Consider the following 26,324-nt stretch of genomic DNA (forward strand, 5'->3'; position numbering starts at 1 on the left):
CCGCCCCGAGGCCGCCCGCGTCGTCGGGGCGGCCGGTTCAGGGGCTCCGTCCGTGACTGTCGCCGTCACTGCCGTCGTCGCCATCACTGTCGCCGTCGCCCCCGTCGTCGCCCTCGTCGTCGCCGTCGCCCTCGTCGTCGCTGTTGTCGTCCGACGACTCGCCGCCCCGCGAGCGGTGCTGCCGCAGGTACCAGACCAGCAGGGTGACGGCGATGATCACGGCGATCGCGATGGCGGCGACCCGGCCGACCGTGCCCTCCACCCTGGTGTAGGCGGCTCCGGCGAAGTAGCCGAGGAGAGTGAAGCCGACGCCCCACGCGACCCCGCCGAGGGCGTTGTAGAGCAGGAACCGGCGGTACGGCATGCGGGACATCCCGGCCAGCGAGGGCACCAGCGGGCGGAAGAAGGCGATGAAGCGGCCGACGAACACGGCGGCCGGCCCGCGCCGGCGGATCAGGTCCTGTGCCGTGCCGACCCGCTTGGCATGACGCCGCAGCGGGCGGGTGTGGAGGATCGACGGGCCGAGGTGCCGGCCGATCTCGTACCCGGCGGAGTCGCCGAGGACGGCCGCGCAGACCACGACCAGGACCATCAGGCCGAGCGAGGCGCGCCCCTGGTGGGCCAGGAAGCCGCCGAACACGGCGGCGGTCTCGCCGGGGATGAAGAAGCTGAAGAACAGGGCGTCCTCGGTGAAGACCATGCCGCCGATGACCGCGTACACGACCGGGCCGGACAGGCTGCGCAGCCAGTCGGTGATCGCGTGCATCGGCCACACCTCGTCGGCGATCGTGCCTCTTTCCGCCCCAATGTAACGCTTGTCCCCACGCCGACCCTGTCGCACGGGACCGGGGCGGCGCGTTCCGCATCGACGGAAGGGTCGGCCGGCGGCCGTCCGGGAAGCCGACGACTCCGTCGCCCGCGATGCCGGTGCCCGACCGGGAGGCCGCGCGGTACGCCGCCTGCCCGGCGGCACCCGACGGGCCTGCGCGCATCGTCAAAGGACCTTGCGCGGAAGGCCGACGACTCCGGTCGCGCGCTGCCGCAGTGTTGTTGGTGGGCACCACGCCGGTGCCCACCGCCGTACCCGGGAGGGATGCACCATGTCGCCCATCCGCACCATGTCGCCCGTCCGCACCAGGCCGTCCGTCCGCACCAGGCTCGCCGCCGCGGCCGTCGCCGCCCTGGCCGGTGCCTCGGTGCTCGCCGCCGCTCCGTCCGCGAGCGCCGGGACCACCGTCGCCGCGGTCGCCGGGGAGCCCGGGCTGTACCGGGTCACCGGGCCGGACGCGCTCGACTCGGCCTGGGACCTCTGCAAGGACGGCCAGACCTGTTTCTGGCAGAACGCCAACGCCGGCGGCTGGATCTGGATCGTGCCCTACTGCGGGCTGAACGACGTCCCGGACTGGTTCGACGACCGCGCCAGCTCGGTCTGGAACCGCGGCGGCGGCCCCGCCGACATCTACGCCGGCTCCGACTACTCCGGATTCATGGGCACCGTCCCGCGCTGGTGGCAGGGCAACCTCGCCTCCGCGCACAACGACCGGCTGAGCGCGGTCAACGTCCGCTGCGGCTCGTAGCGGCGCCCGCACCCGTCGAGGCCCGGAAGTCGCTCGCGGTGGTGCCGTACTCGTCGCGGAAGGCCCGGCTGAAGACGGCAGCGGTGCGGAAGCCCCAGCGCGCCGCGATCGCGTGCACCGGCACCACCGCGAGACCCTGGTCGGCGAGGTCCGCCCGGCACCGCTCCAGGCGGCGCCGGCGGACCACCGCCGCGACACCACCGCGCTGTTCACGGTGGAAGAGCCCGTGCAGGGTGCGCAGCGAGATGTGGTGCCGGGCGGCGATCGCGGTGGGCGAGAGGTCCGGGTCGCCGAGGTTCTCCTCGATGAAGGCGTCGATGCGGGCGAGCAGCATCCGGTGGCGCGGCTCCGGCGGCAGCCGGTCCTCCACGCCCAGCCGGTGCGCGAGGAAGGCCACGGCCAGTTCGCGCGCCGCGATGCCGAGCCGGACGGCCTCGTGCTCGGCGACGGCGGGCGCCTCCCGCACGAGGCCGCGCAGGAATGCGGCCAGCACCCCGCCTACGCCGCCGCGGGCGGACGCGGAGCTGGCCAGCAGCCGGTCCAAGCGGCGGTGGTGCAGCGGGAGTTCGGCTGCCGGAAGGTGCAGGATGACGGCCCGGGACACGCCGCCGGGCAACCCGCGGCCGTCGAACGGGCGGGAGGTGTTCCACATCACGAGGTCGCCGGAGCGCATCCTGGTCTCGTTGTCGCCCTGGGCGATCCACATCGCGCTGCCCCGGATCAGCGCGAGCTCGTACACCTCCGGGTCGGAACGTCGGATGAGAGCGGGGGTGCGCTCCGATCGGATGGACGGGAAGGACATCGTGGTGAGGTGTTGCCCGGGGCCGAGCGCCAGCGTGCCGACGGTCGCGGGGAAGTCGTCGGCGTGCTCGGTGGTGATCCGGGTGGGCGCGACGTCCCGGGCGACCATCTCGCACCACCACTCGAACCGGTGCCCCGGCTCGACGGCGGAACTGTCCAGGTGGTGGTAGGGCATGGGCCGCTCCCTGCGCTCCCCCGGGGGCGTGCGACACGGCCGCCCGAGCACGTCGCCGACATGACACAGCCTGCGCACGGCGACCACCTCCCCGCAAGCGCTCGAATCCGCCAACTCCGCTGCCCGCACGGCCCGGTGTGCACGGCTGCCGGTCCCGCACCACGCCACCCGCGGGCGACGTGAGGTCAACTGACCATCAGCCTGGCCGGGTTGGCGGTCGGGAGGGGTGGCAACCGTTGTGATCGAGCGGGCCGACGGGCACCCCTTCCGCTGCCTGCCGGACCCCACGGCTGGGCCTCGCCCTTCGGCCGTCCGCCGGTGGTGGCGACAGCTCCGCGGCCGGCGCACGCGACCGGGCGCGGACGGACAGCCCGGCCGGGGAGGGCCCGGCCGGGCGCGTGGGCCGTCGGTCAGGTGGAGGGTCGGCCCTCCGGCGCGGCGGCGGGGGTGGACGCGGCCGCGGACGCGGGTGCGGCGTCGGCCACCGGCGCGGGTGCGGCGTCGGACACCGGCGCGGGTGCGGCGTCGGACACCGGCGGAACGGCCGGGGCCGAGACCAGGGCGAGGGCGAGGGCTTCCTGGGCGGCCCTTGCCGCGCGCGGCTTGATGTCGGCTCGACGGGCCAGCTGCATGGCGGTCAGACGGTTGACCACCATGATCGCCGCGATCGCGGCCACCAGCCGGAGCGCCGACCCGGCGGCCTCCACCCGGATGGTGCTTCGCAGGCTTTCGAGGTCGCCCGGGACCGACGGGTCCACGTGCGTCAGCATGGTGGCGGCGATCCGGCCGACGATGATCGAGCCGATCCAGGTGGACCACCAGAGGGCGATGACCTTCTCCGACGGCGTGCGCCGCCTTCCCTCGGCGTCCAGCGGCGCGCTGGCCCTCCAGCAGTCGACCATCAGCTGCCAGGGGAACCAGAGCGCGACGACGGGGGTGAACCACGCCCCGATGACCCAGCCGCGCCCGAGGCGGTGCCCGTTCGGCAGCAGCAGATCGGCGTTCTTGCGGATGCGGTAGAACCAGACGATGAACATCACCACGGTGGCCACCGCCAACGGGGAGTACACCTCGTTCAGCGTCTGCGCCGCGGACTGCACGGCATCGAAGTCGTCGAGGTCGGCGTCACCCGGCGCGTCCAGCAGCCCGCCCACGAGGACGTCGGACCACACGTCGAGCGCGACCGCCAGCACCGCCAGCGCGGCGTCCAACGCCAGCAGGGCGTACACCGCCACGGCGAGGCCGTTCGCCGGGCTCAGCGCCGCAGCCCATCCGGGGACCGCCTCCGCGCAGCCGAAGCAGCGGCCGCTGTCCGTTCCCACGGGGCGTGCCCCGCACGCCGCACACACCATCAGATCGTCAACTCCTGGAATCGCCGTGTGCTCGACCCCGCACACCGGTACGCCACCACCCCGACGGGGGCGGGCGCGCCGACTCTAGGGGATCCGTGGCGCCGTCGGCCAGCGTGAATTCCCAGCTCGGAGGCGGTATCGCCGGATACGTGGCAATCGCTCCGACGTCCGGGCCCGGGAGTCGGATCCGAAGCCCGGGGAGTCGGATCCGGGGCCGGAGCCGGTCGGCGTCCCTGCCCGGCGCCGGGCCCCCGCGATCCACCGGTGTGCCCGCTGTGTCCCACCGGAGGCCGTCGGTGAAGGACATGCGGTGGACGGGCCGGGACGACCGCAGGCCGCAGGGCGGCCGGCTACTTGCCGGCCGATGCCACGGAGGTGACGGCTTCGGCCAGGGTGGGGCGGTAGATGCCCATCTGCGGGTTGAGGACGTGGGTGCCCGCGGCGAGCGGGAAGTTGCGGGTGTTGGCGAGGGGCATGTTGGTGTCGTCGTCGTCGACCAGGACGTTGATTTCGTTGATGCCGGGGGTGGTGCCGGTGGTGGCGCCGCTCGGGTCGAGGTCGATCACCACGTAGGCGCTGCGGCCCGCCGGGACCGGGAAGCGCAGGGTGCCGCTGGCGAGGATCGGCTTGATGTTGTTGCTCTGGTCCCGGGCGGTGGAGTTGCCCAGGTCGACGCCCGGGGTGGAGCTCAGGCTGCAGGTGCCCGTGCCGTTGTTGCGGACCTCGATGGCCCACTGGCTCGGAGACCCGGCGCGGGGCGCCGCCTGGACGGTGAGGTTCTCGATGTCGCACGGCCGGGCGTCGGTGCCGGCGTCCCCGCCGCCGGGCTGGGTGCCGCCGGGCTTGGCGGCGCCCGACGGGCTCGCGGCGGGCGGTGTCTTGGCGGCCGGGCGGGTGGCGGTGGACGAGGCACCGGCGGTGGGCGCGCTCGCGGTGGGAGCACCGGTGGCCGAGCCGGCCGGCGTCGACGGCGCGGCGGCCACCGAGGTGGGCGCGGGGGCCGGAGAGCCGCCTGCCGTGTCGGCGTTGTCGGGCCCGCACGCGGTCAACGCCAGCCCTGCCCCGACGACGAGGACGGCGGTGGCGAGCAGCGGACGGCGGTTGCGGACGAACATGGTGACTCCTCGATGATGACGGGCATGTGAGGGGCGCTGACCGGCGCCGATCGGCACCGATGCGCTCGGACAGTTCAAAGGACGTACGGCAGAAGGCATTTGGTGGCATCCGTGGCGTCACAATCGCCAGGACATGACAGGGACCGGACCGTGACGTTCGATCGGGTACGGCGCGGTTGACAGATCCCGTTGTGCCGGTGGGAGTTGTCGACCGCGCGGCGGATCCGGTGGTGCACCGCCCGCGTCGGCCGCCGGGTGGCACTGGAGGCCAGGGGGCAGGGCGTCGGACGTCAGCGCAGGGTGAGGCCGGCCTTGCGCGCGAGGTCCGGGTCCTCGGGACGGCCGAGGACGAGGATCCGGAGGGCCGTGCCGGCGTAGACGGCCAGGCGACGGGCGATCCTGCGGGCGGTGTCGGGCATGGTGGTCTGCCTTCCTGTCTTCCGGGCCTGGCTGACTGGTGTTCGGGCTAGTGGTCTTCGGGCTGCCGGCCTTCGGGCGACCGGTCGCTCATCGGGTCGGGTGGTGCGGGTGTCACCAGGAGACGGCGTCGTCCATCGACTGCTGCCAGTAGGTGACCTTGAGGGAGTCGTCGACGTACGCGCCCTTGGCCGGCAGCGGCGGGTGGGCTCCGGCGCCGACGCTCTCATTGCCGGAGGGGCCGTGGAAGTAGACCTCCAGGGAGGCCACGGTGCGGCCGTTGGCGCCGTCGGTGCCGTCGGTGGAGGAGAGGTTGACGGAGGCGTAGCCGGACTCGCCGGGCTTGAGCGTGACGACGGCCTGCGGCTTCGAGTCGTCGATGACCGGGGGCACGGACTGGGCCTCGCCGAAGCGGACGGCCGGGTAGCCGTAGAGGTAGCAGATGCCGGAGCCCGTGTTGGTGACCGTGAGCAGCATGTGGTTCACGGGGCGGTTGAGCGGGGCGGCGGTGGTCTTGGTGTTGGAACCCTCGCAGGTGCTCGGGTTGGCGGCGGCGGGAACCGCGGGGGCCTTCGGTGCGGAGGAGGCCGGGGCGTTGGCGGCGGGCTTGGAGGCGGTGGCGGCCGGGGCCTTGCCGGTGGGGGCGGCGGCGGACGGGGCGCCGGGCGCCGCGGAGGTCGAGGGGGTCGCGGGTGCGGTGGGCGGCGCGGTGAACGGGGTGACCGTGACCGTCGGGGCGGGTCCCGCCGACTTGACGTCCTCGTCGCCGTTGCACGCGGTCATCGAGAGGGCGGCGATGGCGACGCCGGCGGCAATGGTGATCAGCCGGGTGCGGGAGGTGCGGACGGACATGTGGTGGTGCCCCTTTCGGCGTTCGCCCACGTGGTGGGCCGGTGCGTCGATCGGATGACCGAGGCTTGATGACCGAAGCCTGCGGGGCACTTCGTCCCAGCCACCACACCTGGCGGCACGATCGGGAGGGTGGAACGGCGAATGAGGCTCTGACCAGCGGGGATGGGCCGAGCCTGGAACGCTGGAACGGGACACCGAGGGGTCGCCGAGCGGTCGCCGAGGGGTCGACGGGACAGGGATCGAGACGATCCGGCGCGCTGTCGGGCGACCGGGCGGGCGCCGTGAAGCCGTCCGGCCGCGGTGCGGGCGGACTCACCCGCACCGCGGCCGGAGAGGACCGGCGGCGGATCACCAGCCGCCGGCCGCGAGTTGCGGACCGGTTACTCGGAGTCGTCCTTCCCGGGGTGGTGGTGCTCACGGTCGAGGCGCAGGGCGAGCAGGGCGTGGGCCATCGCGCCGCCGGCGCAGACGGCCGCCGCGACGAACCCGATCTCGGCGATCTCCTCGCGCGTGGCCCCCGCGTCCGTCGCGCCCCGGGTGTGGGTGTCGATGCAGTAGGAGCACCGCGTCGTCATCGCGACGGCCAGTGCGACCAGTTCGCGCAGCTTGAGCGGAATCGTCCCGCCCTCCCGGAAGACCGATTCGTGGAAGTGGATGAAGGCGTCGAACTCGTCCCGGGCCAGGGCGCGGACGGTCGGCACGGTGCGCAGGTCCGAGGGCTGTTGGTAGGTCATGGCCCGATCCAAGCCGCGCGGCGCACGGCACGTCCAAGACCGTTTCGGACCGGGTGGGCATGCTTCCGCTATCGCTTCCGATCGCTATCGTGACCCCCATGGACCTGCGCAGACTCGGCTACTTCGTCGCGGTGGCGGAGGAGGCGAACGTCGGACGGGCCGCGAAGCGGCTACGGATGTCGCAGCCGCCCCTGAGCCAGCGCATCCGCGAACTCGAAGCGGACCTCGGCTGCGCGCTGTTCGTCCGGACCCCGCGGGGCATGGAACTGACCGCGCCGGGCCGGGTCCTGCTGGTGGAGGCCCGCGCCCTGCTGGCCGGCGCCGAACGGGCCCGCGAGCGGGTACGACGGGCCGCGGGCGAGCGGGTGCTGCGGGTCGGGGTGCTCGGACCGGGCGAGCAGGCGCTGTCCTTCCCCGCTGCCCGGGCCTTCGCACGGAGCTGCCCCGACACGACCGTCCGGCTGCACCAGGGCGACCTGGGCGACCCGCTGATCGGACTCACGGCCGACCAGGTCGACGTGGCGATCACCTACGGCCCGTTCGACGAGACCGGGTTGGCGACGCGGACGGTGCGCGAGGACCGCTGCTACGCCGCCGTCCCCGCGGACGACCCGCTGGCCCGTCGGCGCAGCCTGAGCGCCGGGGAACTCGCCCACCGCAGCTCCGTCCGTCTGCCGGAAACCGCCGACCCCACCTGGCGGGCCTTCTGGCAGCCGACCCCCGACAGCGCCGACGGACCGGCGGTCCGGTCCCTGGACGAGTGCCTGCACGCCGTCCTGTGGCAGCGCGCCGTCGCCCTCGTCCCCGGTCAGGCGACCGCCCGCCACCGGGTCGAGGGCATCGCCTTCCGCCCGGTCGACGACCTCCCGCCGAGCCGCCTGGTCCTCGCCTGGCGCCGGGCCGACCGCTCCCCGCTGATCCCCGCCTACGCGGCCGCCCTGTGCGCGACGGCCGGGTAGTCCGGGACGGGGGAAGCCGCACGAGCCTCCCACGGCGGTTTCCGCGCACGGGCGCTGAGCTGCTAATATTCTTCTTGTCGCGAGGGAGAATGATTCCTCGTCAGGCGTCAGCGGTGCTACCAGAGCACGTCCTACTTTCAGTAGGAAGAGTCCGTGCGACCCGGGCCTGGCGCTCCATTGTCGGACGGGGTCCGGTACCTACCCAGGTACCGGACCCCGTTCGCGTTCCCGGCAGCGCCGGGCGGCGGCTTTCCTCGACGACCGGTGACCCGAACCCCGGTGCGCCCGCCGTGCTCCTCCCCTGCGAACGGCTGTCGCGCCGGGACGGGCGCGGCTACCGTGGAAGCACTGCTCGGGGACGTCGAGGGGGGACGGTTGTGCTGGACGGAGCGATGGCCGCATTGGCCGCGGCGGTGGGTTCGGGTGTCGTGCAGGCCGCCGGGACGGACGCCTGGGTGGCGTTCAGGAACCGGCTGGCCCGGCTGTTGGGCCGCGCCGACCGGCAGCAGGAGAACGCCCAGTTGGAACGGCTGGACCGGACGGCCGCCGAACTGGCCGCGGTCGGACCGGAGGGCGCCGGCGGCGAGGAGCGCACCCGGCTCGGCACAGCGTGGCGGACCCGCGTCGAGGACCTCCTGGAGGAGCTGGATCCGGACGAGCGCGCCGACCTCGCGACCGGGCTCCGCCTGCTGCTCGACGAGGCCGCGCAAGCGTCGCGGCCGTCCGGCGGAGGCGTCACGGGGAACGTGTTCCTCGATCAGACGGCGGTCCAGTCGGGCGACAACAACGTCCAGGTGAACCGGTTCGGCTCCCGCTCGTGACCGGGCCCGGCGCCGGGCCCGAGAGGCGGCCCGGCGGCGGTGACGGTCGGCGCGAGGACGGCCCCCGGGGGCACGTCTTCCGCGGCCCGACCGGACTGCAGCACGGCAACGGCAACCTCCAGGTCAACTTTCACGAGCACCGCACGGGCATCATCTCCGCCTGCGCGGTCGCCCTGGTCTGCGTGGTCACCGTGATCGCCGTCCGGGTGGGCAGCGACCCCACGCCCCGGAGCGCCGGGCCGGGCGCGGGCACCCCGGCCTCGAACGCGGCGCAGACGCCCGGCACGGCACCGTCGGGTCCGACCCCGCCCGGCACCCCCGAGGCCGATCCGTCGGTGCTCACCGGGCGGCTGGTCAACGACGGCAGCGGGCTGTGCCTTCGGGTGCCCGGCCCCGGGGACGGCCTCGTCCCCGTGCAGGACGCCTGTACCGGCGACGCCGACCGGACCTGGACGCTGGCCCCGCAGAACGGCGCCCTCCGCACCCTGCGCAACGCCGACAGCGACCGGTGCCTGTCCACGGCCGGCCCGGAGAACTTCGCCGCCGTCCGCCAGGTCGACTGCACCGCCCGGCCCGACGGGCAGCACTGGGAACTGCTGTGGGGAGCCGGGGCCCGGTCGGGGCACTTCACGCTGCGCAGCACCGGCAACGCCAAGTGCCTGGTGGTCCAGGGCAGGGAGGCGGGCCGCCCCGCGGCGCAGACCTCCTGCGGCGAGGCGTACGACGACCAGTGGTGGCACCTCTCCCCCTGACCGCGTCCGTGCCCGGTGGATGCCAACCGGCATCGTCGGTGGCGGAGTGCAGGAAGGACGTGTGCGTGTGCGTCCGGTGTGCCGTTCCGCGGCACCGCCGCCGTTGCCGGCGACGGACGACCCCGTCCCCGCCGACCTCGACGCCCTCCTCGACCGGGGAGCGGATCATGATCAAAGTGGGTGGTCCGTCGGGCGTGATCATTCAAGAGGAAAGACGGACGAAGAAGTTGAATCGCATACGCATGACGCTGGCACTCGGTCTGGTGCTGTCCGCGGGCCTCGTGACCGGGTGCTCCGGCGGGGCGGACGCCGGCGCCAAGGCCGGCGGCGGGGAGACGGGAAAGGCAGCGGAGTCCGCGCCCGCGTCGCCGAAGGGCCCGGTCTACCAGGGCAAGCCGGTGCCCGGGCTGGCAGCGCAGCCGGCCTGGAGTCTGACGGCCGATGAGGCGGGGAACTGCGCGAGCAAGGCGTCCGAGAAGGACTCGTCGCAGCGCGACGTCTGCACGGTCGGGGACGCCGTCATCGTCACCGGCTACCGCGACGGGCAGTCGGGCACGAGCACCTTCACCGCCCAGCTGCTCGACGCCAAGACCGGCAAGCTGCGCAAGAGGTTCGACTTCGCCCTCCCCGAGAAGAGCGGCGGGTCCACCCCCACGGTGGCCCTCGCGCAGGTGGGCGAGTGGCAGGACGGTTCGGCCGCCCTGCTGATCCGCAACCGCGTCGACACCCCGGCGGACGGCCTGAAGAAGGCCTCGACCCAGACCGTGCTGACCATGTACGCGCCGTCCGGCGAGAAGCTGGGGAGCTCCTCCTTCGACGGCGACACCCACATGTCCACCCCGGTCAGGAACGGGTACCTCGTGGACACCAGCAGCTCCGGCGGCGCCAAGTTCATCCCGATCGGCGACGGGGAGACCCTGACCACCGAAGCCTCGCAGATCGATCTCAAGGGGGCGGTCGGTCCCGGTCTCGGCTACTCCTCGCAGAAGGACACCTCCTTCCAGCCGTACGCCAACTGGCTGACCGCCACGGACATCCGCACGGGCAAGAAGGCGTGGAACACCAAGGACCTCGCGCCGCCGGCCGCCGTCGCCAAGCTGATCACCCCGGCCAAGGCGACCAGCGCGCGGCTGATGCCGTACCAGGGCGACAAGGCCCTGCTCGAATGGTCCTCGTACGGCGAATCCGAAGCGGTCATGACGCTGATCGACGTCAAGAGCGGCCGCCGGCTCGCCGAGGGGCCGGGCATCGACACCAACGGCACCGTCGATGACGACGGCCTCGCCGTCTCCCCGGACGGCAACACCGCCGTGGTGCAGTACGGCAAGGGCGCGGTCGCCTGGAACACGGAGACCGGCAAGGAGCTGTGGCGCCAGGCCGCGGACGAGGTGAACATCACGCCGCGCGCCCTCCCGGGCAACGGTGTCCTCTACGCGTACGTGAACGGCGCCGGAGCCGCACTCGACGCCCGCGACAAGAAGCTGCTGGCCTCCGGGATCGCGGAGATGCCGCAGTTCACGACGAACGGGTACGCCGCTGTCCGCGGCCCCGGGGGCCTCTTCGTCTTCGCCACCCAGCCCGTCTGACGGACGGGCAGAGCCTCCGGAGGTCCGCCAGGCCGCCGGGCGTCCGCCGCGCCGGCCCCGCAGGCCCCAGCCGCCTTGCGGCCCGTACCCCCGGGTGCGGGCCGCAGGGCCGCGCCGCAATAAGGAGTGTCGGACCACCCGGTGCGGGTGCTGTACTGGGCGCATGGGGGTTGACGACGGCCGGATGCGACTGCCACTGACGAGCCATCCTGTCGGTGATCCGGGTTCCGGGCTCAGCCGGATCCTGAGCACCGGCCGGATGCTCCGCAACACCTTCGTCCACCCGCCCGACGGCCAGGTCGCCTTTCTGACCGCGAGCCGCGCCGACCTCCTGCGGCTCGGCGCCCTGTTCCGCGTCGCCGCGACGAGCCCGCACAGCGCGGTCCACATCCCGCTCCCGCCGGGCGACCAGCCGACGACCTTCGTCGGCAACGCCCGTCCGCTGCCGCTGCTCCTGGCCCGCGAGGACACCGGGCTGCGACCCTCGCACTGGCCGGACCTGCGGCGCCGGATGCGCCGCGCCTCGGCGCCCCTGAGGGTGACGGCCCCGGCGGCACGCTCCGCCGACCGCCCCGACGACGTCCGTCGCCGCGCCGACCGCCACCCCGCCCGTTTCACCGAGCACGCCGCGACGATCGTCATCACCGCCCGGGCCGAGCTCCTGTTCTGGATCGGGGACTGGCTCACCGACGTCGGCGACCGCGTCGCCGCGGAGCCGCACGTGCATCAGCACGGCGAGTGCTTCCTCGGCGACATCGTCGGCTTCTTCGACCCCGAGGGCACGAACCGGCCGATGCACGCGTTCTGCGTCGTCGCCGTCGAGCCGATCTTCCACCGGGCCCGCTGGCAGCAGCAGCGCACGCCCGTCGGATGACCACCGGATGACCGCCGGGCGTGGCGAGCGCTGCGGGTGCTGCGGGGCGGCGGCGTGCACTCACCCGCCGTCGGAGCGTTCGGCCAGGCTCCGGCGCCACTGCTCCATGCCCTGGCGGAGGGACTCGTTCACCGTCAGCAGGAGTCCGGCGGAGGACTCGAACCGGGCGCCCGCCGGGGTCGCAGCCCCGAGGATCCCGGCCGCGCGCTTCGCCTCGGCCGCCAGGGCGTCGTTCGTCTGCATGGTGACCAGCAGGGTCCGGACCCAGATGCCGTCGTCGATGACGTAGCGTTCGCGGCGCACGCCGGGAGTCCGCTCCCGTCGCAGCAGTCCCTGCTGTTCGAGGAACGTGACGGCGTTCGAGATCGACGCCGGACTGACGCGGAGCCACTGGACCAGCTCGGCGGCGGTGAGGGCGCCGGAGTCGGTGACGTACAGGCAGGCCAGCACCCCGGCCGCCACCCGGGGCACCCCCTGCCGGACCAGGACGGCGGCCCAGGACTCCGTGAGGTCCTGGATCGTGTGGGGGTCGCGCCCCCGGACGCCGTCGGGGACCGGAGCCGCCGCGGGCTCGGCCTGCTTGTGCCGGCGGGCGCGATGGCGGGTGGCCTCGTGCGCCCGGGTCGCCCCGTAGCCGTCGGGCCCGCCGTTGCGGGTGACCTCCCGCATGACGGTCGAGGCGGGCCGGCCCAGGCGGCGGCCGATCTCCGCGTACCCGAGTCCGTCGGCCAGCCCTGCGGCGATCTGCCGGCGCTCCTCGCTGGTGAGTCTGCCTCCGGGCATCGGCACCCGTCCCCCCTCTGCCGGCGCGCGCGGGGCCGGTGCCCGCGAACCTCGCGCCACAGTATGCATTCAGCCGCATCTCATTGCAAAGGAAGGCTCGACAGCCCATTGCATTAAGCGCCAAGGTCATTGCAATGACGGAGCCTTCGATGACAGAAAGACCCTTATAAAGCAAGCGAGATGAGGCCCTTTCGGGCGTTGACCGATTCATGAACGCAATGTAGCGTCGAGTACGTTCAGCAAAGGCCGAACACTGGCGGGAGCCGGCCGGGTTCCCACGCCGACGTCCGCCGCCGGCGGATCCGAAGGAGGCACCACCATGTCCGTCACCCCCACCCACCAGCCCGAGCCGGCCCTGTCCGAGCCCGCCACCGGGCAGGACCGCCCGGAGCTGCAGGAGGCCGTCCAGGCCTTCGTCGACGCCGGCTTCGCCGGGATGCAGATGCGGGTGCACGACGAGCGGGGCGCCTGGGTCGGCACCGCCGGGGTGCGCGAGCTGGGCGAGGCCGGGGAGCCTCCGGCGGACGGTCGGTTCTGGATCGGCAGCACCACCAAGACCTTCGTCGCGACCCTGGTCCTGCAGCTGGTGGCCGACGGCGCGATCGGGCTGGACAGCCCGGTGGCCGGCCACCTGCCCGGGCTCGGCCTGGACGAGCGCATCACCGTACGGATGCTGCTGCAGCACACCAGCGGGCTGTACAACTACACCGGCGAGCTCGACCCCGACGGGACGTTCGTGCCGGGACTCCCCTCGGTGGGCAAGGCCTGGGTGGAGAACCGGTTCCACAGCTACCGCGCGGAGGAGCTGGTGCAGTTCGCGCTCTCCCGGCCCGCGCGGTTCGAGCCGGGAACGGACCAGAGCTACTCCAACACCAACTACACGGTGGCCGTGCTACTGGTCGAGCGGATCAGCGGCCGCTCGTACGCCGAGGAGATGCGGCGACGGATCCTCCAGCCGCTCGGGCTGCGGGACACCGCGGTGCCCGGCACCTCCCCGGAGCTCCCCGAACCGCACGCCCACGGCTACTACCGCTACCAGGACGCCGAGCGGTGGGAGGTCGTCGACGTCACCCGCCAGAACCTCTCCCTGCTGGTCGGCGCCGGCGACATGATCTCCACCACCCGGGACCTCCACACCTTCTTCTCGGCGCTGCTGGGCGGCAGGCTCCTGCCGGCCCCGCTGCTGGACGAGATGCGCACCCCGCACGGGATGCTCGGGTACGGCCTCGGCCTGTTCGTGCAGGACCTCGGACCGGGTCACGGCACCATCGTCCACCACAACGGCGGCGCCCCGGGCGGCTTCGGGGCGCTGATGATCAGCACCCCCGACGGCGGAAGGACCCTCACCGCGGGGCTCACCACCGGGGACTCCGCGACCGACCCGGCACAGGAGTTCCCGAAGGCGCTGGACCGGCTCGTCAAGGCGGTGTTCGGCGGCGGGGAGGCCGGCAGCGACGGGCCCACGGCCTGAGCGGCCCGGGTCCGGGAGACGACCGGGTCGGCGTCCGCGCGACGGGGGTGGACGCCGACCCGGCAGCGAGCCGGGACGGCCGACCGTGCACGGAGCGGACACGGCACGGCCGCACCCGGTAGCGTGACCAAGTGCTGTACCAGGGGCGGCCAGGTGTCCCGGCCGTGACAGCCGGGCTCCAGCACACACGATCCGGACAGGGAGAGCAGCACATGAGCACAGCGCATGCCGGCCCGGGTGACTACAGCACGGTGCCGAATCCGGAACAGGCCCTCAAGTACGCGATCCAGCACATCGCGGGTGACCGGGTCGAGATCGTCGAGGGAGTCATCACCCCCGTGTCACCGTCCTGGGCCCACGAGACCGCTGTCGACCTGATCCGTGAACAGATCGGTCCCCGCATGCGCGAGCTCGGCCTCCGCGCCGGCTCCGGGAACCTCGATCTGCCGGGCACGGAGAACTTCTACGTACCGGACCTCGCCGTCGTGCCGGCCGAGCTGGCGAAGACGGAGGGTGCGCTCCTCCCCGACCAGACCGTGCTCGTCGTCGAGGTGACGTCACCGTCGAACGGTGAGACCGACCGCACCGCCAAGCGTCGGCGCTACTCCCAGTTCGGCGCCCCGGTGTACCTCCTCGTGGACCGGCAGGAACGCACCTGCACGCTGTTCTCCCAGCCGGGCCGACTCGGCTACACCCTGGTGGAGGGCCCCCACCCCTTCGGCACTCCGCTCCGGCTGCCGCAGCCGTTGGACGTCGGACTCGACACCTCGGGTTTCTGAGCCCGGATCAGGCCCGCCGCCCGGGCCGACATCGGCGCCGGCGTCGCGCCGGCGTCGCACCGCCCCCCGGAGCGCGGGTGGCCGCAATGCCGCGACGGCGGACCTGGTTGGATCAACGCATGACGGATTGGTCGCGACTCAGCCATGCCTACGGAGCCGCCGGGGACATACCGGCGCTGCTCGACCGGATCACCGCCGAGCCGAGCCGGGAACTCTGGAGCGACCTGTGGTCGGCGCTGTGCCACCAGGGCAGCGTCTACACGGCGAGCTTCGCGGCACTTCCCTGGCTGGCCGGAACGGCCGCGGGCGGGAACCGGGAACAGGCGGTCGACGCCCTGGTCCTGGCGGGCGCGATCGTGGCCCGCGCCGACCAGTGCCGCGGGGTCGACGACGTCCGCTCGGTGTACGCGCCGCAGATCGCCGCGCTGCTGACAGCCGTGGACGGGTACCGCCGGACGGCTTCCGACCGCGCCGACTACATCCACCTCCTGGAAGCCACGCTCGGCTTCGAGGGCGTCGTCGGCTGGGGTGAGGACCTGGCCTGGGGACTCGGGAGCGAGGAGTACGTGGTCTCCTGCCCGGACTGCGAGACGGACCTGTACATCGTCCTCGGCGAACGCGGCTTCTTCTCCAGCAGCGAGGACCACGCGCTCGCGGACGGCGGCATCGCGACGATCGAGACGAGGGCCCTGCGCCCCTCGCCGCCCGCAGACCTCGACGGCATCGGCCGGCGCCTCCACGACCTCGCCCTCGCCGAGGGGCAGCCCGAGGTCGCGCACGCCCTGACCTACGTCTTCGGCCACGCCGCCTGCCCCGACTGCGGGTGCGACTTCGCGGTCGCGGAGCAGATCGCCGCCGACTGGTGACGCTCCCGGCGGGTGTGGCACGGGCGTCCTGGTGTCAGCCGTCGGCCGGCAGCTCGTGCGGGCTGAAGGTGCGGCGGTAGGCAGCCGGGGAGACCCCGAAGGCCGTCCGCATGTGCGCGCGCAGGGAGTTGGCGGAGCCGAAGCCGGCCCGGTGGGCGACCAGGTCGATCGAGAGGTCGGTGGTCTCCAGCAACTGCTTGGCCATTTCCAGGCGTTGGGCGGTCAGCCACTGCACCGGGGTCATGCCGGCTTCGTCGCGGAAGCGCCGGGTGAAGGAGCGCAGGCTCATCCGGGCGTGCCCGGCGAGGCGGGTGAGGGGCAGCGGCTCGCCGAGGTGTTCCAGGGCCCAGGCGCGGGTGGCGGTGGTGCTGGCGACGGTGGGTTCGGGGACCGGGCGGTCGATGTACTGGGCCTGTCCGCCGTCCCGCCAGGGCGGCACGACGCACATCCGCGCGGTCCGGTTGGCGACCGCGGCGCCGTGGTCGCGGCGGATCACGTGCAGGCACAGGTCGACCCCGGCGGCCACACCCGCGGAGGTGAGCACGTCGCCGTCGTCGACGAAGAGCACCTCCTCGTCCACCTTGACCGCCGGGTAGGCCCGGCGGAACTCCGGGGCCAGGTTCCAGTGCGTGGTGGCCGGCCGGCCGTCGAGCAGCCCGGCGGCGGCGAGCACGTAGGAGCCGGAGCAGATGGACACCAGCCGGGTGCCGGGCCGGATGCCGGCGATGGCCGCTTCGACCTCGGGCGGCAGCGGGCCGCCGCGGCCCAGCTCGGGCATGGCGTGCGTGGGCGGGACGATCACGGTGTCCGCCGTGGCCAGCGCCTCGGGCCCGGCGGCCGGTTGCACGGTGAAGCCGGCGTCGCTGAGGACGGGGGCACCGTCGGCGGTGCAGACGACGACGTCGTAGAGCGGGCGGCCGTCGGCGTCGAGGGCGCTGCCGAACACCCGGGAGGGGATCCCCAGCTCGAAGGGCGGGACGCCGGGCAGGGCGAGCACGGCGATCCGGTGCCGTCGGGGCTTCGTCCACCCGGGGTTCCGGGCCTGCGCGGGCTCCCGTTCGTCCGTGTCCCGAGCCGTCTCTGCCGCCCCTGTCCGCTGCGCCGTGCCCATGGCCAGATCCTGTCACATAGTGGCCGGACGGCCAACACCGCCGCCGTCCCGGATACCGGATCGTGGACTGCGTCGCCGGGGAACGGCGGCGCACCGAACGGAACGAAGGACGAGGCAGGACAGCATGCGAGCGGTGGTCGTGGAGCAGTGGGGCGGGCCCGAGAACCTGGTCGAGCGCGAGGTCGAGCGCCCCGAACCGGGCCTGAACGAGGTCCTGGTGCGGGTGCACGCGGCCGGCGTGAACCCGGTGGACTGGAAGACCCGGGCCGGCGGCGCCCTCATCGAGTGGGGTGACGTCCCGGCGGTCGGGTGGGACGTGTCCGGCACGGTCGAGGCCGTCGGGCCCGGCGTGGGCGTGTTCCGCCCCGGCGACGAGGTCTTCGGGATGCCGCTGTTCCCGCGCCAGGCGGGCGGGTACGCCGAGTACGTGGTGGCACCGGCCCGTCACCTCGCCCCCAAGCCGGCCGCCCTGACCCACGTGGAGGCCGCCGCGCTGCCGCTGGCCGCGCTCACCGCCTGGCAGGCACTGGTGGACACGGCGGACGTGCGCCCCGGCGAGCGGGTGCTGGTGCACGCGGCGGCCGGCGGGGTCGGCCACTTCGCGGTGCAGATCGCCAAGGCCCGCGGCGCGTACGTCATCGGCACCGCCAGTGCCGGCAAGCACGACCTGGTGCGGGAGCTGGGCGCGGACGAGGTCGTCGACTACCGGGCCGTGCGCTTCGAGGACGCCGTCTCCGACGTCGACGTGGTGCTGGACGGCCTCGGCGGCGAGACGGCGCAGCGTTCCCTGCAGGTGCTCCGGCCCGGCGGCCGGCTGATCACCCTGCCCGGCCCGGACGACGTGCCCGCCGCCCCGGACGACGTGCAGGCCCAGTGGGTGCTGGTCGAGCCGGACCACCTGGGCCTGCGCGAGATCGCCGCGCTGGTGGAGCGCGGCGTGCTGCGGCCCGTGGTGGAGACGGTCCTGCCGCTGTCGCAGGCCGCGAAGGCGCACGAGCTCGGCGAGCGGGGCCGCACCACCGGCAAGATCGTCCTGACGGTCGCCTGACCCCGGACGCTGAGGTCCGCCCGGCCGGGCGGACCTCGAACCCGGTCGGGCGGGGCGACGGGCGGGTCAGTGTGCGGGCCTGCGCGCAGCGTGCCCGGAGGCGGCATCGGCCGTAGAGTCCGGAGGCATGGCCGACCCGCCAGTCTTCGACGAGATCGCCGACGCGCTGTACGCCCTCGCGCCGGCCGACTTCACCGTCGCCCGCAACGCGCGCGCCGACGAGGTCAAGAAGGCCGACCCGCCGCTGGCCAAGCGCGTCCGTGCCCTGCACCGCCCCACCCACGCCGCCTGGGCCGCCAACCTGCTCGCCCACCGGCACGGGAACCTCGTCGGGCAGCTCCTGGACCTCGGCCGGGAGCTGCGCGACGCCCAGCAGCACCTGGCCGGGGAACGCCTGCGCACGCTCACCGACCGGCGCCGCCGACTGGTCCGGGAGCTGACCGAGCAGGCACAACGGGACGCCACCGCGGCCGGGCACCCGCTCGGCGCGGACGCGGCCGCCGACCTCGACCGCACACTCTCTGCCGCCCTCGCGGACCCGGACGCGGCCCGGGCCCTGGCCGGCGGCCGGCTCACCACCGCCCTGGAGCCGCCCCTATGGCCGGGCGCCGCTCCCACCGGCGCGGAGACCGGGCGCCCGGACGCGGCCGCCACCCGGGCCGCCCAGGCGGTACCCGCCGACCGGAAGGGCTCGGCGGCCCGGGCCCGGGCGCTCGCCGAACGCGAACAGGAGCGCGAGAACGAACGGGAACGGGAACGGAAACTGGAACGCGAGCGCGAGCAGGCCCGAGCCGCGGTGGCCACCTCGGAGCGGGCCGAGCGGGAGGCCGCCGACCTGGCCGCCGACGCCGCACGCGAACTGCGCCGCGCGACGTCGGCCCGGCAGCGGGCCCAGGAGGAGGCCGATCGGGCCGCGGCAGCCCTCGCGCAGGCCCGGGAGCGCGACGGCAGCGCGCGGACGGCCCTCGCCCGGGCCGACGACCGGGTACGGGCCGCCGAGGACACCGCCGACGCCGCCCGCGCCCGGGCCTCGCGGGCCCGTGAGGCCGGGCAGGAGGCGGCCGCCCGGCTGCGGGCCCTGGAGGACGACGGAGGACGGTGACCACGGCGCGGGTGACGAGGGGCGGCGGTCGGCCGTCACTCATCCGGTGCGGGGCAGCAGTTGGGACAGCCGCCTCCGGGCGTAGTCGACGAAACCGACGGCGGGCACCAACTGACACACGGCCGATCCGATCACCCGGCTGCGGGAAAGCCCCCGGGCGGCGAACTCCTCGCCGATGAGCGGGAAGTAGGTGTCGTTGTCGTCGCCGACGTCCGGCGTCTCAAGCCACACCCGCTCACCGTCGACCAGGTACGGGAAGCGGCGCAGCTTCTTCCGGTGGGTGGGCACCAGCGATTCCGCGTGGTGCAGGAACGAGTTGCGGTTGTGCCCGACGCCGAGCAGCAGGATGGACCCGCCCGGCTGGTGGATCCTCGCGAAGGGCGAACCGTTCCCGAGGGCGTAGCCGAGCGGCTGTTCGGCACAGATGGTGCGTGCGTCCGCGCCGAGGGCCGCCAGGGATGCCTGGGGGTGCCGGCTCCGGACCCGGTCCGGGTGCGCCAGCACGGCGCTGGGGATCGCACCCATCGCCGTCGGCAGCGCGTCGGCGCCGTCACGTCGCCAGGGCCGCGCGGAGGAACGCGAGGATCTCCGCCCGGGCGGCCTCGGCCTGTGGTTCCACGCCGGGCAGGGTGAGGAACGCGTGCTTCGCTCCCGGGTATTCGGAGAGCCGCACCGGGGTCCCCGCCTCGCGCAACTGCTCGGCGTAGCGGCGCCCGTGGTCGGCGACCGCGTCCTGGGTGGGCACCACCACGAGCCCCGGGGCGAGCCCGCTCAGGTCGTCCGCGTACCGCGGCGAGACGGCCGCGGCGTCGCCTCCCGGCGGGATCGCGAGCCGCTGGACGAACCGCAGTTGCGGCAGGGCCCGGGTCGGGCTGTACGCGAACTCGGCGATCGAGGGGTGGTCGAGCATCGTCCCGGTCACGTCGACCACGGGGTTGACCAGCACCTGTGCCCTGAGCTCCGGGCCCGCCCGCCTGGCCCGGATGGCCGTCAGCGCGCTGATGAGCGCTCCGCAGCTCTCGCCGAAGACGGCCACGCGCGCAGGGTCGACGCCCCACTGTGCCGCGTGGCGCACCACGTGCCGGAGCGCGTCCCAGCCGTCGTCGGCGGCGTCCGCGAGCGGGCTGTCGGGGGCGAGGAGACGGTGCTCGACCGAGACGACGAGGGCGGGCAGGTGGGCGGCGAGGTGGCTGTTGGTCCAGTCGCACTGCGCCGCCGTGCCCACGAAGCCGCCTCCGTGGACGTGGACCACGAGTGGCAGGTCGGTCCGGGCGTCGTCGGCGCCGTCTCCCGCCGTCACCGGCCGGTACACCCGGACCGGGAGGTCGCGGCCGGGAAGCGCCAGGTGCCGCCAGGTGATCGCGGCGCCGGGGTCCGGTTCCCCGAGCACGGCCCGGGCCGTGCCGGACGCCCGCCAGCGGTTCTCCGCGTCGCGGTAGGCGCGCAGTTCCTCGGCCGTGATCGCCGAGAGGTCCGGCTCCGGCGGTCGTGTCGCGGGCGTGGCCGTGGTCTCGCTCATGTGTCCTTCTCCCCCTCCCGGCTGCATGCCGGGTGTTCGTCGTGGCCGGACGGTGCGTTGTCCTCAGTATGCACGCACCGCGTGCATCATCAAGTGCATTGCCAAGCGCAAAGCCGCGTGCATGAGTTAGGCTGAGCGCCGGACGAGAAGGACCAGCAAGTCGAGAAGGACGAGAGGGGCGGGATGACCGGCCGAAGGCGATGGTCGACCGAGGAGATCCTGGACACGGCGGCGGAACTGCTCCGCACGAGCGATGCCGAGTCGTTCAGCGTGCGCAAACTCGCTGCAGCACTCGGGACCGACTCCTCCAGCCTCTACCGGCACTTCCGCAACAAGACCGAACTGCTGCGGGCGGTGGCCGACCGCATCCTGCTCGCCGCCATGGACGGCTACCGCCCCGAGGGCGACTGGAAGCAGCGCATCACCGCGCTGGCCCTGCGCCTGCGCGAGGCCTTCGGCGAGCAACCCCAACTCGCCGCGGTGTGGGGGCGCTACGCCTCCGGCGGCACCGGATCCCGGCTGGTGATGGAGGAGCTGCTGCAGGCCCTGCGCGCGTCCGGGCTGCCAGACGAGGAGGTGCCGGGGCGGTACCACCGCATCGTGATCCTCCTCGCCGCACTGATCGCTTCCGAGGCCGGCATCAGCACCATCTCGCCCGCCGAGTACGAACAGGGCATGGAGCAGTTCCGCGTCGCGGTGCTCGGCGCCGACCCGGAACGGTTCCCCACCCTGGCCCACTTCGCCCGCGACGTCCGTCCCCTCGGAGCGGACCGCCGCGCCGCCTTCGAGGAGATCCTCGCCGCCCAGCTCGCCCACATCGGGGCCTCGATCCCCTGACGCGCCGGCGCCGTACGTCCCCTGCGATCGGGTTCGCGTCGCAGGCCGGTGACTGAGGCCGGATGCAGGAGGAAGGACGGCGCCTGCGGTCGCTCCTCCGACCCGCAGAGCGGCGTCCGATATCCGCCGGACACCCGGAGCCGAAACGACGAGGGTGGTCCGTGTGGGGGAAGCCCGCAGGACCACCTCGAAGGGACACCGGCCGATGGCGGCGCACACGACGACGGAAAGGCCGGTGGCCGACCGGCTCGACGGGACCGACTGGGCGGCCCTGGCCGGGGAACTCGACGCGTACGGGCACGCCCTCACCGGCCCACTCCTCACCCCCGCCGAGTGCCGGACGATCTCCGACCGCTACGACGAACCCGAGCACTTCCGCACGACGGTCGACATGGCCCGGCACCGCTTCGGCTCCGGCCAGTACCGCTACTTCACCCACGAACTGCCGGCCCTGGTAGGGGACTTGCGTGAATCCTTCTACCCCCGCCTGCTGCCCGTCGCCCGCACCTGGGCCGCCAGGCTCGGCGCCCCCGCGCCGTGGCCCGACCGCCTCGACGAGTGGCTGGAGCTGTGCCACTCCGCCGGTCAGGCCAGGTCCGCGCAGATCCTGCTGCGCTACGGCCCCGGCGACTGGAACGCCCTGCACCGCGACGTGTTCGGCGACATGCTCTTCCCGCTGCAGGTCGTCATCGGCCTCGACGCTCCCGGCACCGACTACACCGGCGGCGAGTTCCTGATGACCGAGCAGCGCGCCCGCGCCCAGTCCCGCGGCTCGTCCACCCTCCTCCCGCAGGGCCACGGTCTGGTCTTCACCACGCGGGAGCGGCCCGTGGCGAGCAGGCGGGGCTGGTCGGCCGCACCGATGCGGCACGGCGTGAGCACCGTCCGCTCCGGCCGCCGGCACACCCTCGGCCTCGTCTTCCACGACGCCTCGTGACCACCCACACCGACGCCGAACTCTCGGCTCTCGTAGACCTGTTGACCGCTGCCCGGGCCGGCGTCGAAACCGTCGCGATCGGTCACGGCCGGGACGACGCCTCCCGCGCCGCCGCGCACACGTTCGCCGAAGCCTGGCAGGCGCGCGGCGGCACGGTCCTCGCCCGGGTGGACTGGCCGGAGGACGCGGCCTCCTGGCTGCGGCCCGCACGCCGTCTGACCGCCCAGACCCCCGACGCCTGGGTGATCGCGGCCGCCGTCCCCGGCTTCGCCCGGCTCGCCCGCCGCCTGCGGCGGTCCACCGACTTCGACCCGGCCCGCGCCGTCGCGTTCGCCGCCCTCGGCGATCCCCGCCTGCCCGCCCTGGCGGGCCCCGGCGCCCTGGACGGCCTGCGCGGCGCCACCGCGGACGGCGGCACCTGGGAGGTCCGGGACGGCCGGATCCGGGACGACCGGCTCACCTCCGACCACCCGAACCGGACGAGTACCTGACCCCTGGGCAGGACGACCGCGTGCGGTCTCCGTCCGCCGAAGGGTGGGTCCGGAAGGTGCGTCCGGCGGGTGCGTCCGGACGGCCTGGCGTGTGCGACGGGGCCGGGCCCGCCCACTCTTGTGGACCCTTCGTGAAGATCGCTAGCATCGGCCGCGGGGCCGCCCGCCGACGCGGCCGGGGAGGAGCGGTGTGTCCCAGCGGCCGGCGTTACCGGCGGAGCCGGATCCGATGGCGGCGATGGACCGCCTCCTCGACGGCGTCCTCGCAGGTCGCGGGGGTGTCCTGGAGCTGGTTGGCGACCCCGGCAGCGGCAAGACCCACCTGCTGAACGCCCTGGCCCGGCTGGCGGCGGACCGCGGCGCGGCGCTGCTACGTGCCAGGGCCGTTCCGGGCGAGGCCAAGCCGTACCAGGTGTTCCGCGACGCCTGGTGCTCGGCGGCCGAACCGCCCGAACCGCCCGCGCCGTCCGGCCCGGCACGCCTCCCCCGCTGGGACTCCGCCACCGACCGGGAACTCGCCCGCGCGCTGGGCGCACTCGGCAGGGACGGCGCGGTCCTGCTGCTCGACGACCTCCACCACGCCGACCCGTCGTCCGCCCGGCTGCTCGGGCAGCTCCTCGACCAGCCGCCGCCCGGCCTGCTGCTGGCGCTCGCCCACCGGCCCCGGCAGACCGCGCCCGCGCTGCTCAGCGCGCTCGACGAGGCCGAACAGGCCGGCACCGCCACCCGGATCGAGCCCCGGCCGCTGGACACCGCCGCGGTCGCCGCCCTGCTGCGCGCGCACACCGAGCGCACCGGGCCCGCCGGGCCGCCCGACCCGGCCGCCGAGCCGGCCGCAGCGCCGAAGGCCCCGCCGGCCGGGCTCACCGGCCCCGGCGCCGCCCCGGCCCGGTGGGAGGCGGAACGGCTGCGGGCAGCCTCGGGCGGCAATCCCCGGATCGTGCGGATCCTGCTGGAGTACGGGCCCGGGCCCGGCCCGTCTCCCGCCGGCGGCCGCCCGCCCCGGGCCGCCGCACCGCTGCTCGCCGAGCTCGACCTGCTCTCCCCGGCCGCCGCCGAGCTGCTGGACGCCGCGGCCGTGCTCGGTGAACCGTTCTGGCCCGGTGACCTCGCACAGGTCCGCGGCCTCGCCGCCGCCCCCGCCGCCGAGGCGCTGGCCGAGCTGACCCGGGCCGACCTGGTGCGCGCCGCCGGGCCCAGCGGCGAACTGGCCTTCCGTCACCCCGTCCTCGGGACGCTGCTCCACCGGCGGATCGACCCCGGCCTCCGGACGGCGCTCCACCGGCGCGCCCTGGCCCTGCTGGAGACCCGGGACGCCCCGGCCGCCGCCCGGGCCAGGCACTCCGAGCACACGGTCCGCGGCACGGCCCCGGCCGAGGCGCTGCGGCTGCTGGCCGAGGGCGCGGCCGAGGTCTTCGCGACCGCGCCCGCCACCGCGGCGCGCTGGCTGCGGATCGTCCTCGCGCACCGGCCACGGGACAGCCGGGACACCGATGCCCGGGTCCGCCTCGCAGTGGACTGCTGCCGGGCGCTGACCGCCGCCGGCCGGCCCGCCGAGGCGCGCGAGCTCGCCCACCAGGTCCTGCACGGCTCGCACACCCTGGCCGAGGGCCCGCGCTCGGCGGTCCTCGCGGCCTGTGTCGGCGCGGAGCGGCTGCTCGGGCGGTACGCCGAGGCCGACGCCATGGCGCGCACCGTACTGGACTCGCTGCCCCGGCCGCTGACGGCCCCGCTGCCCGCCGAGACCGCCGAGCTGGTCTTCGACTACGGGCTGCTGCACGCGCTGCGCGGCACCGCCGCCGAGGTCCGCGACCTGGCCCACCAGGCGGCCGGGGTGGCCGGGCAGCCCGGCCGGACCGCGCTGCAGGTGCTGGCCGGCTTCTGCGACAGCTACGCCGGTGACTTCGCCCGCGCCGACCCGGCGGTGGCCGACCTGGCCCACCTGGTCGACTCCCGACCGGACGGCTTCGCCGGCCGGGCCCCGGAACTGCTGGCGCTGCTGGGCTGCGCCGAGCTGTACCTGGAACGGTTCACCGACGCCTACCGCCACCTGGACCGCGGCCTGTCGGTGGCCGGCGACGGCGCGCACAAGCACCTCGCCGTCGACCAGTTGCTCGGCCTCTCGATGCTCGACCAGTGGGCGGGCCGGCTCGACCTGGCGCAGCGCCGGGCCCGGCGCGCCGAGCGGCTGGCGGACGAGATCGGCGCCCCCGACGCCGCCGGGCTGGCGATGGCGATGCGCGCCTCCGCACTGCTCTGGGCCTCGCCCCGGCGGCGTACGGCAGAGGCCGTGGCGCTGGCCGAGCGGGGCCTGCGGACCACCGTCCCGGGGGTCGGGTGGTGGGCCGGCTCGGCGCTCGGTCTGCTCGCGGTGGCCCGGCTGGCCGGCGGCGATCCGGCCGGCAGCCTGCGCACCCTCGCCGACGGCGGCGGTCCCGACCTCGAACTGCTGCAACCACCGTCCAGGCCCTCGTTGTTCGCGGTGATGACGACGGCCGCCGCGCTGTGCGGGGACCTCGCGACGGCGCGGCGCAGCGCGGCGGCGGCCGACGAGGCGGCCCGGCGGCTCGGGCGGCCGACCTTCCAGCAGGCGCACGCCGACCGGGCGGGCGCGGCGCTGGCGCTGGCCGAGGGCGACCACCGGGCGGCGGCACGGCTGGCGCTGGGGGCCGCCAAGGCCTTCGACGCGCTGCGCGTGCCGCTGCTGTCCGCCTGGACGGTGATCGGCGCGGCCCCGGCGATGGCGGCGGCGCTGGGCCGGCGGGCCGCGCTCGGCCGGCTCGACGAGGCCGTGGAGTCGGCCCGGCGCTGCGGGGCGCTGCGGCTGTGCGAGGACGGCGCGCGGGTCAGGTCGGCGCTGCTGGAGCAGCCGGCCGCGCCGACGGCCGCCACCGGCGGATCGACGACGGCCACCGGCGGCTCGACCAGGCTGAGCAAGGCGACCGGGCCGACCGGGCTGAGCGGGCCGACCGGCCTGAGCGGCTCGACCGGCCTGAGCGGGCTGAGCGCGCGGGAACGCGAGGTGGCCGAACTCGCCGCGCAGGGGCTCAGCTCGCGCCGGATCGCGGAGCACCTGGTGCTCAGCCCGCGGACGGTGGAGACCCATCTGGGCAGCGTCTACCGCAAGCTCGGGGTGGCCTCGCGCGCGGCGCTGGCCCGGCTGCCGCTGGACACCGACGGCGGACTGCCGGGCGCCGGGCCCGCGGCCTGACGCTCCGCCAGGGCAACTGCTCGGTAACCATCTTGCGTAGGTCTACCGATGCCCGCGGTGGCACCCCGGGGCCAGACTCGACGGCGGACGGCCGACCGCCGCCCGCACGCACCGCGACCCGGAGCGCCGGGGCGGTCGTGGACCCTCCGTCCGC

26 protein-coding genes are annotated in these 26,324 nt (G+C 74.7%); 15 read left to right on the forward strand and 11 right to left on the reverse strand.

Features of this window, described 5'->3' with window-relative positions; translation table 11 throughout:
* Positions 1-37: 37 nt before the first annotated feature.
* Complete coding sequence (locus ACZ7KX_RS34345; protein ID WP_470329903.1) at positions 38-766, reverse strand: DedA family protein; 729 nt, start codon at positions 764-766, stop codon at positions 38-40.
* A 334-nt stretch (positions 767-1,100) separates the two neighbouring features.
* Here ACZ7KX_RS34345 and ACZ7KX_RS34350 point away from each other — a divergent pair, with 334 nt between their 5' ends.
* A complete protein-coding gene (locus tag ACZ7KX_RS34350; RefSeq protein WP_470329904.1) occupies positions 1,101-1,577 on the forward strand; it encodes a peptidase inhibitor family I36 protein in 477 nt (158 codons plus the stop codon).
* Here the strand turns inward: ACZ7KX_RS34350 and ACZ7KX_RS34355 are convergent.
* The 6 genes from ACZ7KX_RS34355 to ACZ7KX_RS34380 form a co-directional block, all read right to left on the reverse strand.
* Entirely contained in the window at positions 1,555-2,553 is a 999-nt protein-coding gene (locus ACZ7KX_RS34355; protein ID WP_470329905.1) for an AraC-like ligand-binding domain-containing protein, read from the reverse strand. The genes ACZ7KX_RS34350 and ACZ7KX_RS34355 overlap by 23 nt on opposite strands.
* A 410-nt stretch (positions 2,554-2,963) precedes the next feature.
* Positions 2,964-3,875 (reverse strand): DUF4328 domain-containing protein, encoded by a 912-nt coding sequence (locus ACZ7KX_RS34360; protein WP_470329906.1) that lies wholly within the window; start codon positions 3,873-3,875, stop codon positions 2,964-2,966.
* A 380-nt stretch (positions 3,876-4,255) separates the two neighbouring features.
* Complete coding sequence (locus tag ACZ7KX_RS34365) at positions 4,256-5,020, reverse strand: DUF4232 domain-containing protein (RefSeq protein ID WP_470329907.1); 765 nt, start codon at positions 5,018-5,020, stop codon at positions 4,256-4,258.
* Positions 5,021-5,310: 290 nt separating this feature from the next.
* A complete protein-coding gene (locus ACZ7KX_RS34370) occupies positions 5,311-5,439 on the reverse strand; it encodes a hypothetical protein (protein WP_350522430.1) in 129 nt (42 codons plus the stop codon).
* A 112-nt stretch (positions 5,440-5,551) separates the two neighbouring features.
* Complete coding sequence (locus ACZ7KX_RS34375; protein WP_470329908.1) at positions 5,552-6,289, reverse strand: DUF4232 domain-containing protein; 738 nt, start codon at positions 6,287-6,289, stop codon at positions 5,552-5,554.
* A gap of 380 nt (positions 6,290-6,669) precedes the next feature.
* Positions 6,670-7,023: a carboxymuconolactone decarboxylase family protein gene (locus ACZ7KX_RS34380; RefSeq protein WP_350522432.1), complete on the reverse strand. Its 354-nt coding sequence runs from the start codon at positions 7,021-7,023 to the stop codon at positions 6,670-6,672.
* Between the two features lie 98 nt (positions 7,024-7,121).
* Between ACZ7KX_RS34380 and ACZ7KX_RS34385 the strand changes: the two genes are divergently transcribed.
* The 5 genes from ACZ7KX_RS34385 to ACZ7KX_RS34405 all read left to right on the forward strand — a co-directional run bounded on the left by ACZ7KX_RS34385 (position 7,122) and on the right by ACZ7KX_RS34405 (position 12,015).
* The gene (locus ACZ7KX_RS34385) at positions 7,122-7,982 is read left to right on the forward strand and encodes a LysR family transcriptional regulator (RefSeq protein WP_470329909.1); all 861 of its coding nucleotides are present in this window, start codon (positions 7,122-7,124) and stop codon (positions 7,980-7,982) included.
* 392 nt (positions 7,983-8,374) lie between these two features.
* Positions 8,375-8,803: a hypothetical protein gene (locus ACZ7KX_RS34390; RefSeq protein WP_470329910.1), complete on the forward strand. Its 429-nt coding sequence runs from the start codon at positions 8,375-8,377 to the stop codon at positions 8,801-8,803.
* Positions 8,800-9,555, forward strand: coding sequence for an RICIN domain-containing protein (locus ACZ7KX_RS34395; RefSeq protein ID WP_470329911.1), 756 nt, complete (start codon positions 8,800-8,802; stop codon positions 9,553-9,555). The genes ACZ7KX_RS34390 and ACZ7KX_RS34395 overlap by 4 nt, the downstream gene beginning before the upstream one ends.
* 242 nt (positions 9,556-9,797) lie before the next feature.
* Positions 9,798-11,141 carry an outer membrane protein assembly factor BamB family protein gene (locus ACZ7KX_RS34400; RefSeq protein WP_470329912.1) on the forward strand — a complete coding sequence of 448 codons (1,344 nt, stop codon included), beginning with the start codon at positions 9,798-9,800 and terminating at the stop codon, positions 11,139-11,141.
* Between the two features lie 163 nt (positions 11,142-11,304).
* Positions 11,305-12,015, forward strand: coding sequence for a hypothetical protein (locus ACZ7KX_RS34405; protein WP_470329913.1), 711 nt, complete (start codon positions 11,305-11,307; stop codon positions 12,013-12,015).
* A gap of 60 nt (positions 12,016-12,075) precedes the next feature.
* On the opposite strand, the gene ACZ7KX_RS34410 is transcribed toward ACZ7KX_RS34405, so the two are convergent.
* Positions 12,076-12,798, reverse strand: coding sequence for a GbsR/MarR family transcriptional regulator (locus ACZ7KX_RS34410; protein ID WP_470329914.1), 723 nt, complete (start codon positions 12,796-12,798; stop codon positions 12,076-12,078).
* A 319-nt stretch (positions 12,799-13,117) separates the two neighbouring features.
* Here ACZ7KX_RS34410 and ACZ7KX_RS34415 point away from each other — a divergent pair, with 319 nt between their 5' ends.
* The 3 genes from ACZ7KX_RS34415 (at position 13,118) to ACZ7KX_RS34425 (ending at position 15,914) form a co-directional block, all read left to right on the forward strand.
* Positions 13,118-14,269 (forward strand): serine hydrolase domain-containing protein, encoded by a 1,152-nt coding sequence (locus ACZ7KX_RS34415; protein ID WP_470329915.1) that lies wholly within the window; start codon positions 13,118-13,120, stop codon positions 14,267-14,269.
* 212 nt (positions 14,270-14,481) lie between these two features.
* Entirely contained in the window at positions 14,482-15,048 is a 567-nt protein-coding gene (locus tag ACZ7KX_RS34420) for a Uma2 family endonuclease (protein ID WP_470329916.1), read from the forward strand.
* Between the two features lie 119 nt (positions 15,049-15,167).
* Positions 15,168-15,914, forward strand: a complete 747-nt coding sequence (locus ACZ7KX_RS34425) for a hypothetical protein (RefSeq protein ID WP_470329917.1) — start codon at positions 15,168-15,170, stop codon at positions 15,912-15,914.
* A 34-nt stretch (positions 15,915-15,948) separates the two neighbouring features.
* Here ACZ7KX_RS34425 and ACZ7KX_RS34430 read toward each other — a convergent pair whose 3' ends face one another.
* Complete coding sequence (locus tag ACZ7KX_RS34430; protein ID WP_470329918.1) at positions 15,949-17,025, reverse strand: GlxA family transcriptional regulator; 1,077 nt, start codon at positions 17,023-17,025, stop codon at positions 15,949-15,951.
* Between the two features lie 124 nt (positions 17,026-17,149).
* Here ACZ7KX_RS34430 and ACZ7KX_RS34435 point away from each other — a divergent pair, with 124 nt between their 5' ends.
* On the forward strand, positions 17,150-18,073 hold the full coding sequence (locus ACZ7KX_RS34435) for an NADP-dependent oxidoreductase (RefSeq protein WP_470329919.1): 924 nt from the start codon (positions 17,150-17,152) through the stop codon (positions 18,071-18,073).
* Positions 18,074-18,200: 127 nt separating this feature from the next.
* Entirely contained in the window at positions 18,201-19,175 is a 975-nt protein-coding gene (locus ACZ7KX_RS34440; RefSeq protein WP_470329920.1) for a hypothetical protein, read from the forward strand.
* A gap of 39 nt (positions 19,176-19,214) precedes the next feature.
* On the opposite strand, the gene ACZ7KX_RS34445 is transcribed toward ACZ7KX_RS34440, so the two are convergent.
* Positions 19,215-19,700 carry an AAC(3) family N-acetyltransferase gene (locus tag ACZ7KX_RS34445; RefSeq protein WP_470329921.1) on the reverse strand — a complete coding sequence of 162 codons (486 nt, stop codon included), beginning with the start codon at positions 19,698-19,700 and terminating at the stop codon, positions 19,215-19,217.
* Positions 19,701-19,725: 25 nt separating this feature from the next.
* Positions 19,726-20,694: an alpha/beta hydrolase fold domain-containing protein gene (locus tag ACZ7KX_RS34450; RefSeq protein ID WP_470329922.1), complete on the reverse strand. Its 969-nt coding sequence runs from the start codon at positions 20,692-20,694 to the stop codon at positions 19,726-19,728.
* A 183-nt stretch (positions 20,695-20,877) separates the two neighbouring features.
* On the opposite strand from ACZ7KX_RS34450, the gene ACZ7KX_RS34455 reads away from it, so the two are divergent.
* The 4 genes from ACZ7KX_RS34455 to ACZ7KX_RS34470 all read left to right on the forward strand — a co-directional run bounded on the left by ACZ7KX_RS34455 (position 20,878) and on the right by ACZ7KX_RS34470 (position 26,170).
* Positions 20,878-21,531 carry a TetR/AcrR family transcriptional regulator gene (locus tag ACZ7KX_RS34455; protein ID WP_470329923.1) on the forward strand — a complete coding sequence of 218 codons (654 nt, stop codon included), beginning with the start codon at positions 20,878-20,880 and terminating at the stop codon, positions 21,529-21,531.
* A gap of 205 nt (positions 21,532-21,736) precedes the next feature.
* Positions 21,737-22,468 (forward strand): 2OG-Fe(II) oxygenase, encoded by a 732-nt coding sequence (locus ACZ7KX_RS34460; protein ID WP_470329924.1) that lies wholly within the window; start codon positions 21,737-21,739, stop codon positions 22,466-22,468.
* The gene (locus tag ACZ7KX_RS34465; RefSeq protein ID WP_470329925.1) at positions 22,465-22,959 is read left to right on the forward strand and encodes an ABC transporter substrate-binding protein; all 495 of its coding nucleotides are present in this window, start codon (positions 22,465-22,467) and stop codon (positions 22,957-22,959) included. Before ACZ7KX_RS34460 ends, ACZ7KX_RS34465 begins: the two co-directional genes overlap by 4 nt.
* Positions 22,960-23,197: 238 nt before the next feature.
* Entirely contained in the window at positions 23,198-26,170 is a 2,973-nt protein-coding gene (locus ACZ7KX_RS34470; protein ID WP_470329926.1) for a helix-turn-helix transcriptional regulator, read from the forward strand.
* Positions 26,171-26,324 lie beyond the last annotated feature (154 nt).

Source organism: Kitasatospora sp. NPDC038210, assembly GCF_055600605.1.

Excerpts from the sequence above, each read along its gene's own strand:
- ACZ7KX_RS34345 (WP_470329903.1), bottom strand. The coding sequence starts at position 766 with ATGCACGCGATCACCGACTGGCTGCGCAGCCTGTCCGGCCCGGTCGTG.
- ACZ7KX_RS34350 (WP_470329904.1), top strand. The coding sequence starts at position 1,101 with ATGTCGCCCATCCGCACCATGTCGCCCGTCCGCACCAGGCCGTCCGTC.
- ACZ7KX_RS34355 (WP_470329905.1), bottom strand. The coding sequence starts at position 2,553 with ATGCCCTACCACCACCTGGACAGTTCCGCCGTCGAGCCGGGGCACCGG.
- ACZ7KX_RS34365 (WP_470329907.1), bottom strand. The coding sequence starts at position 5,020 with ATGTTCGTCCGCAACCGCCGTCCGCTGCTCGCCACCGCCGTCCTCGTC.
- ACZ7KX_RS34370 (WP_350522430.1), bottom strand. The coding sequence starts at position 5,439 with ATGCCCGACACCGCCCGCAGGATCGCCCGTCGCCTGGCCGTCTACGCC.
- ACZ7KX_RS34375 (WP_470329908.1), bottom strand. The coding sequence starts at position 6,289 with ATGTCCGTCCGCACCTCCCGCACCCGGCTGATCACCATTGCCGCCGGC.
- ACZ7KX_RS34380 (WP_350522432.1), bottom strand. The coding sequence starts at position 7,023 with ATGACCTACCAACAGCCCTCGGACCTGCGCACCGTGCCGACCGTCCGC.
- ACZ7KX_RS34385 (WP_470329909.1), top strand. The coding sequence starts at position 7,122 with ATGGACCTGCGCAGACTCGGCTACTTCGTCGCGGTGGCGGAGGAGGCG.
- ACZ7KX_RS34390 (WP_470329910.1), top strand. The coding sequence starts at position 8,375 with ATGGCCGCATTGGCCGCGGCGGTGGGTTCGGGTGTCGTGCAGGCCGCC.
- ACZ7KX_RS34400 (WP_470329912.1), top strand. The coding sequence starts at position 9,798 with ATGACGCTGGCACTCGGTCTGGTGCTGTCCGCGGGCCTCGTGACCGGG.
- ACZ7KX_RS34405 (WP_470329913.1), top strand. The coding sequence starts at position 11,305 with ATGGGGGTTGACGACGGCCGGATGCGACTGCCACTGACGAGCCATCCT.
- ACZ7KX_RS34410 (WP_470329914.1), bottom strand. The coding sequence starts at position 12,798 with ATGCCCGGAGGCAGACTCACCAGCGAGGAGCGCCGGCAGATCGCCGCA.
- ACZ7KX_RS34415 (WP_470329915.1), top strand. The coding sequence starts at position 13,118 with ATGTCCGTCACCCCCACCCACCAGCCCGAGCCGGCCCTGTCCGAGCCC.
- ACZ7KX_RS34420 (WP_470329916.1), top strand. The coding sequence starts at position 14,482 with ATGAGCACAGCGCATGCCGGCCCGGGTGACTACAGCACGGTGCCGAAT.
- ACZ7KX_RS34425 (WP_470329917.1), top strand. The coding sequence starts at position 15,168 with ATGACGGATTGGTCGCGACTCAGCCATGCCTACGGAGCCGCCGGGGAC.
- ACZ7KX_RS34430 (WP_470329918.1), bottom strand. The coding sequence starts at position 17,025 with ATGGGCACGGCGCAGCGGACAGGGGCGGCAGAGACGGCTCGGGACACG.
- ACZ7KX_RS34435 (WP_470329919.1), top strand. The coding sequence starts at position 17,150 with ATGCGAGCGGTGGTCGTGGAGCAGTGGGGCGGGCCCGAGAACCTGGTC.
- ACZ7KX_RS34440 (WP_470329920.1), top strand. The coding sequence starts at position 18,201 with ATGGCCGACCCGCCAGTCTTCGACGAGATCGCCGACGCGCTGTACGCC.
- ACZ7KX_RS34445 (WP_470329921.1), bottom strand. The coding sequence starts at position 19,700 with ATGGGTGCGATCCCCAGCGCCGTGCTGGCGCACCCGGACCGGGTCCGG.
- ACZ7KX_RS34450 (WP_470329922.1), bottom strand. The coding sequence starts at position 20,694 with ATGAGCGAGACCACGGCCACGCCCGCGACACGACCGCCGGAGCCGGAC.
- ACZ7KX_RS34455 (WP_470329923.1), top strand. The coding sequence starts at position 20,878 with ATGACCGGCCGAAGGCGATGGTCGACCGAGGAGATCCTGGACACGGCG.
- ACZ7KX_RS34460 (WP_470329924.1), top strand. The coding sequence starts at position 21,737 with ATGGCGGCGCACACGACGACGGAAAGGCCGGTGGCCGACCGGCTCGAC.
- ACZ7KX_RS34470 (WP_470329926.1), top strand. The coding sequence starts at position 23,198 with ATGGACCGCCTCCTCGACGGCGTCCTCGCAGGTCGCGGGGGTGTCCTG.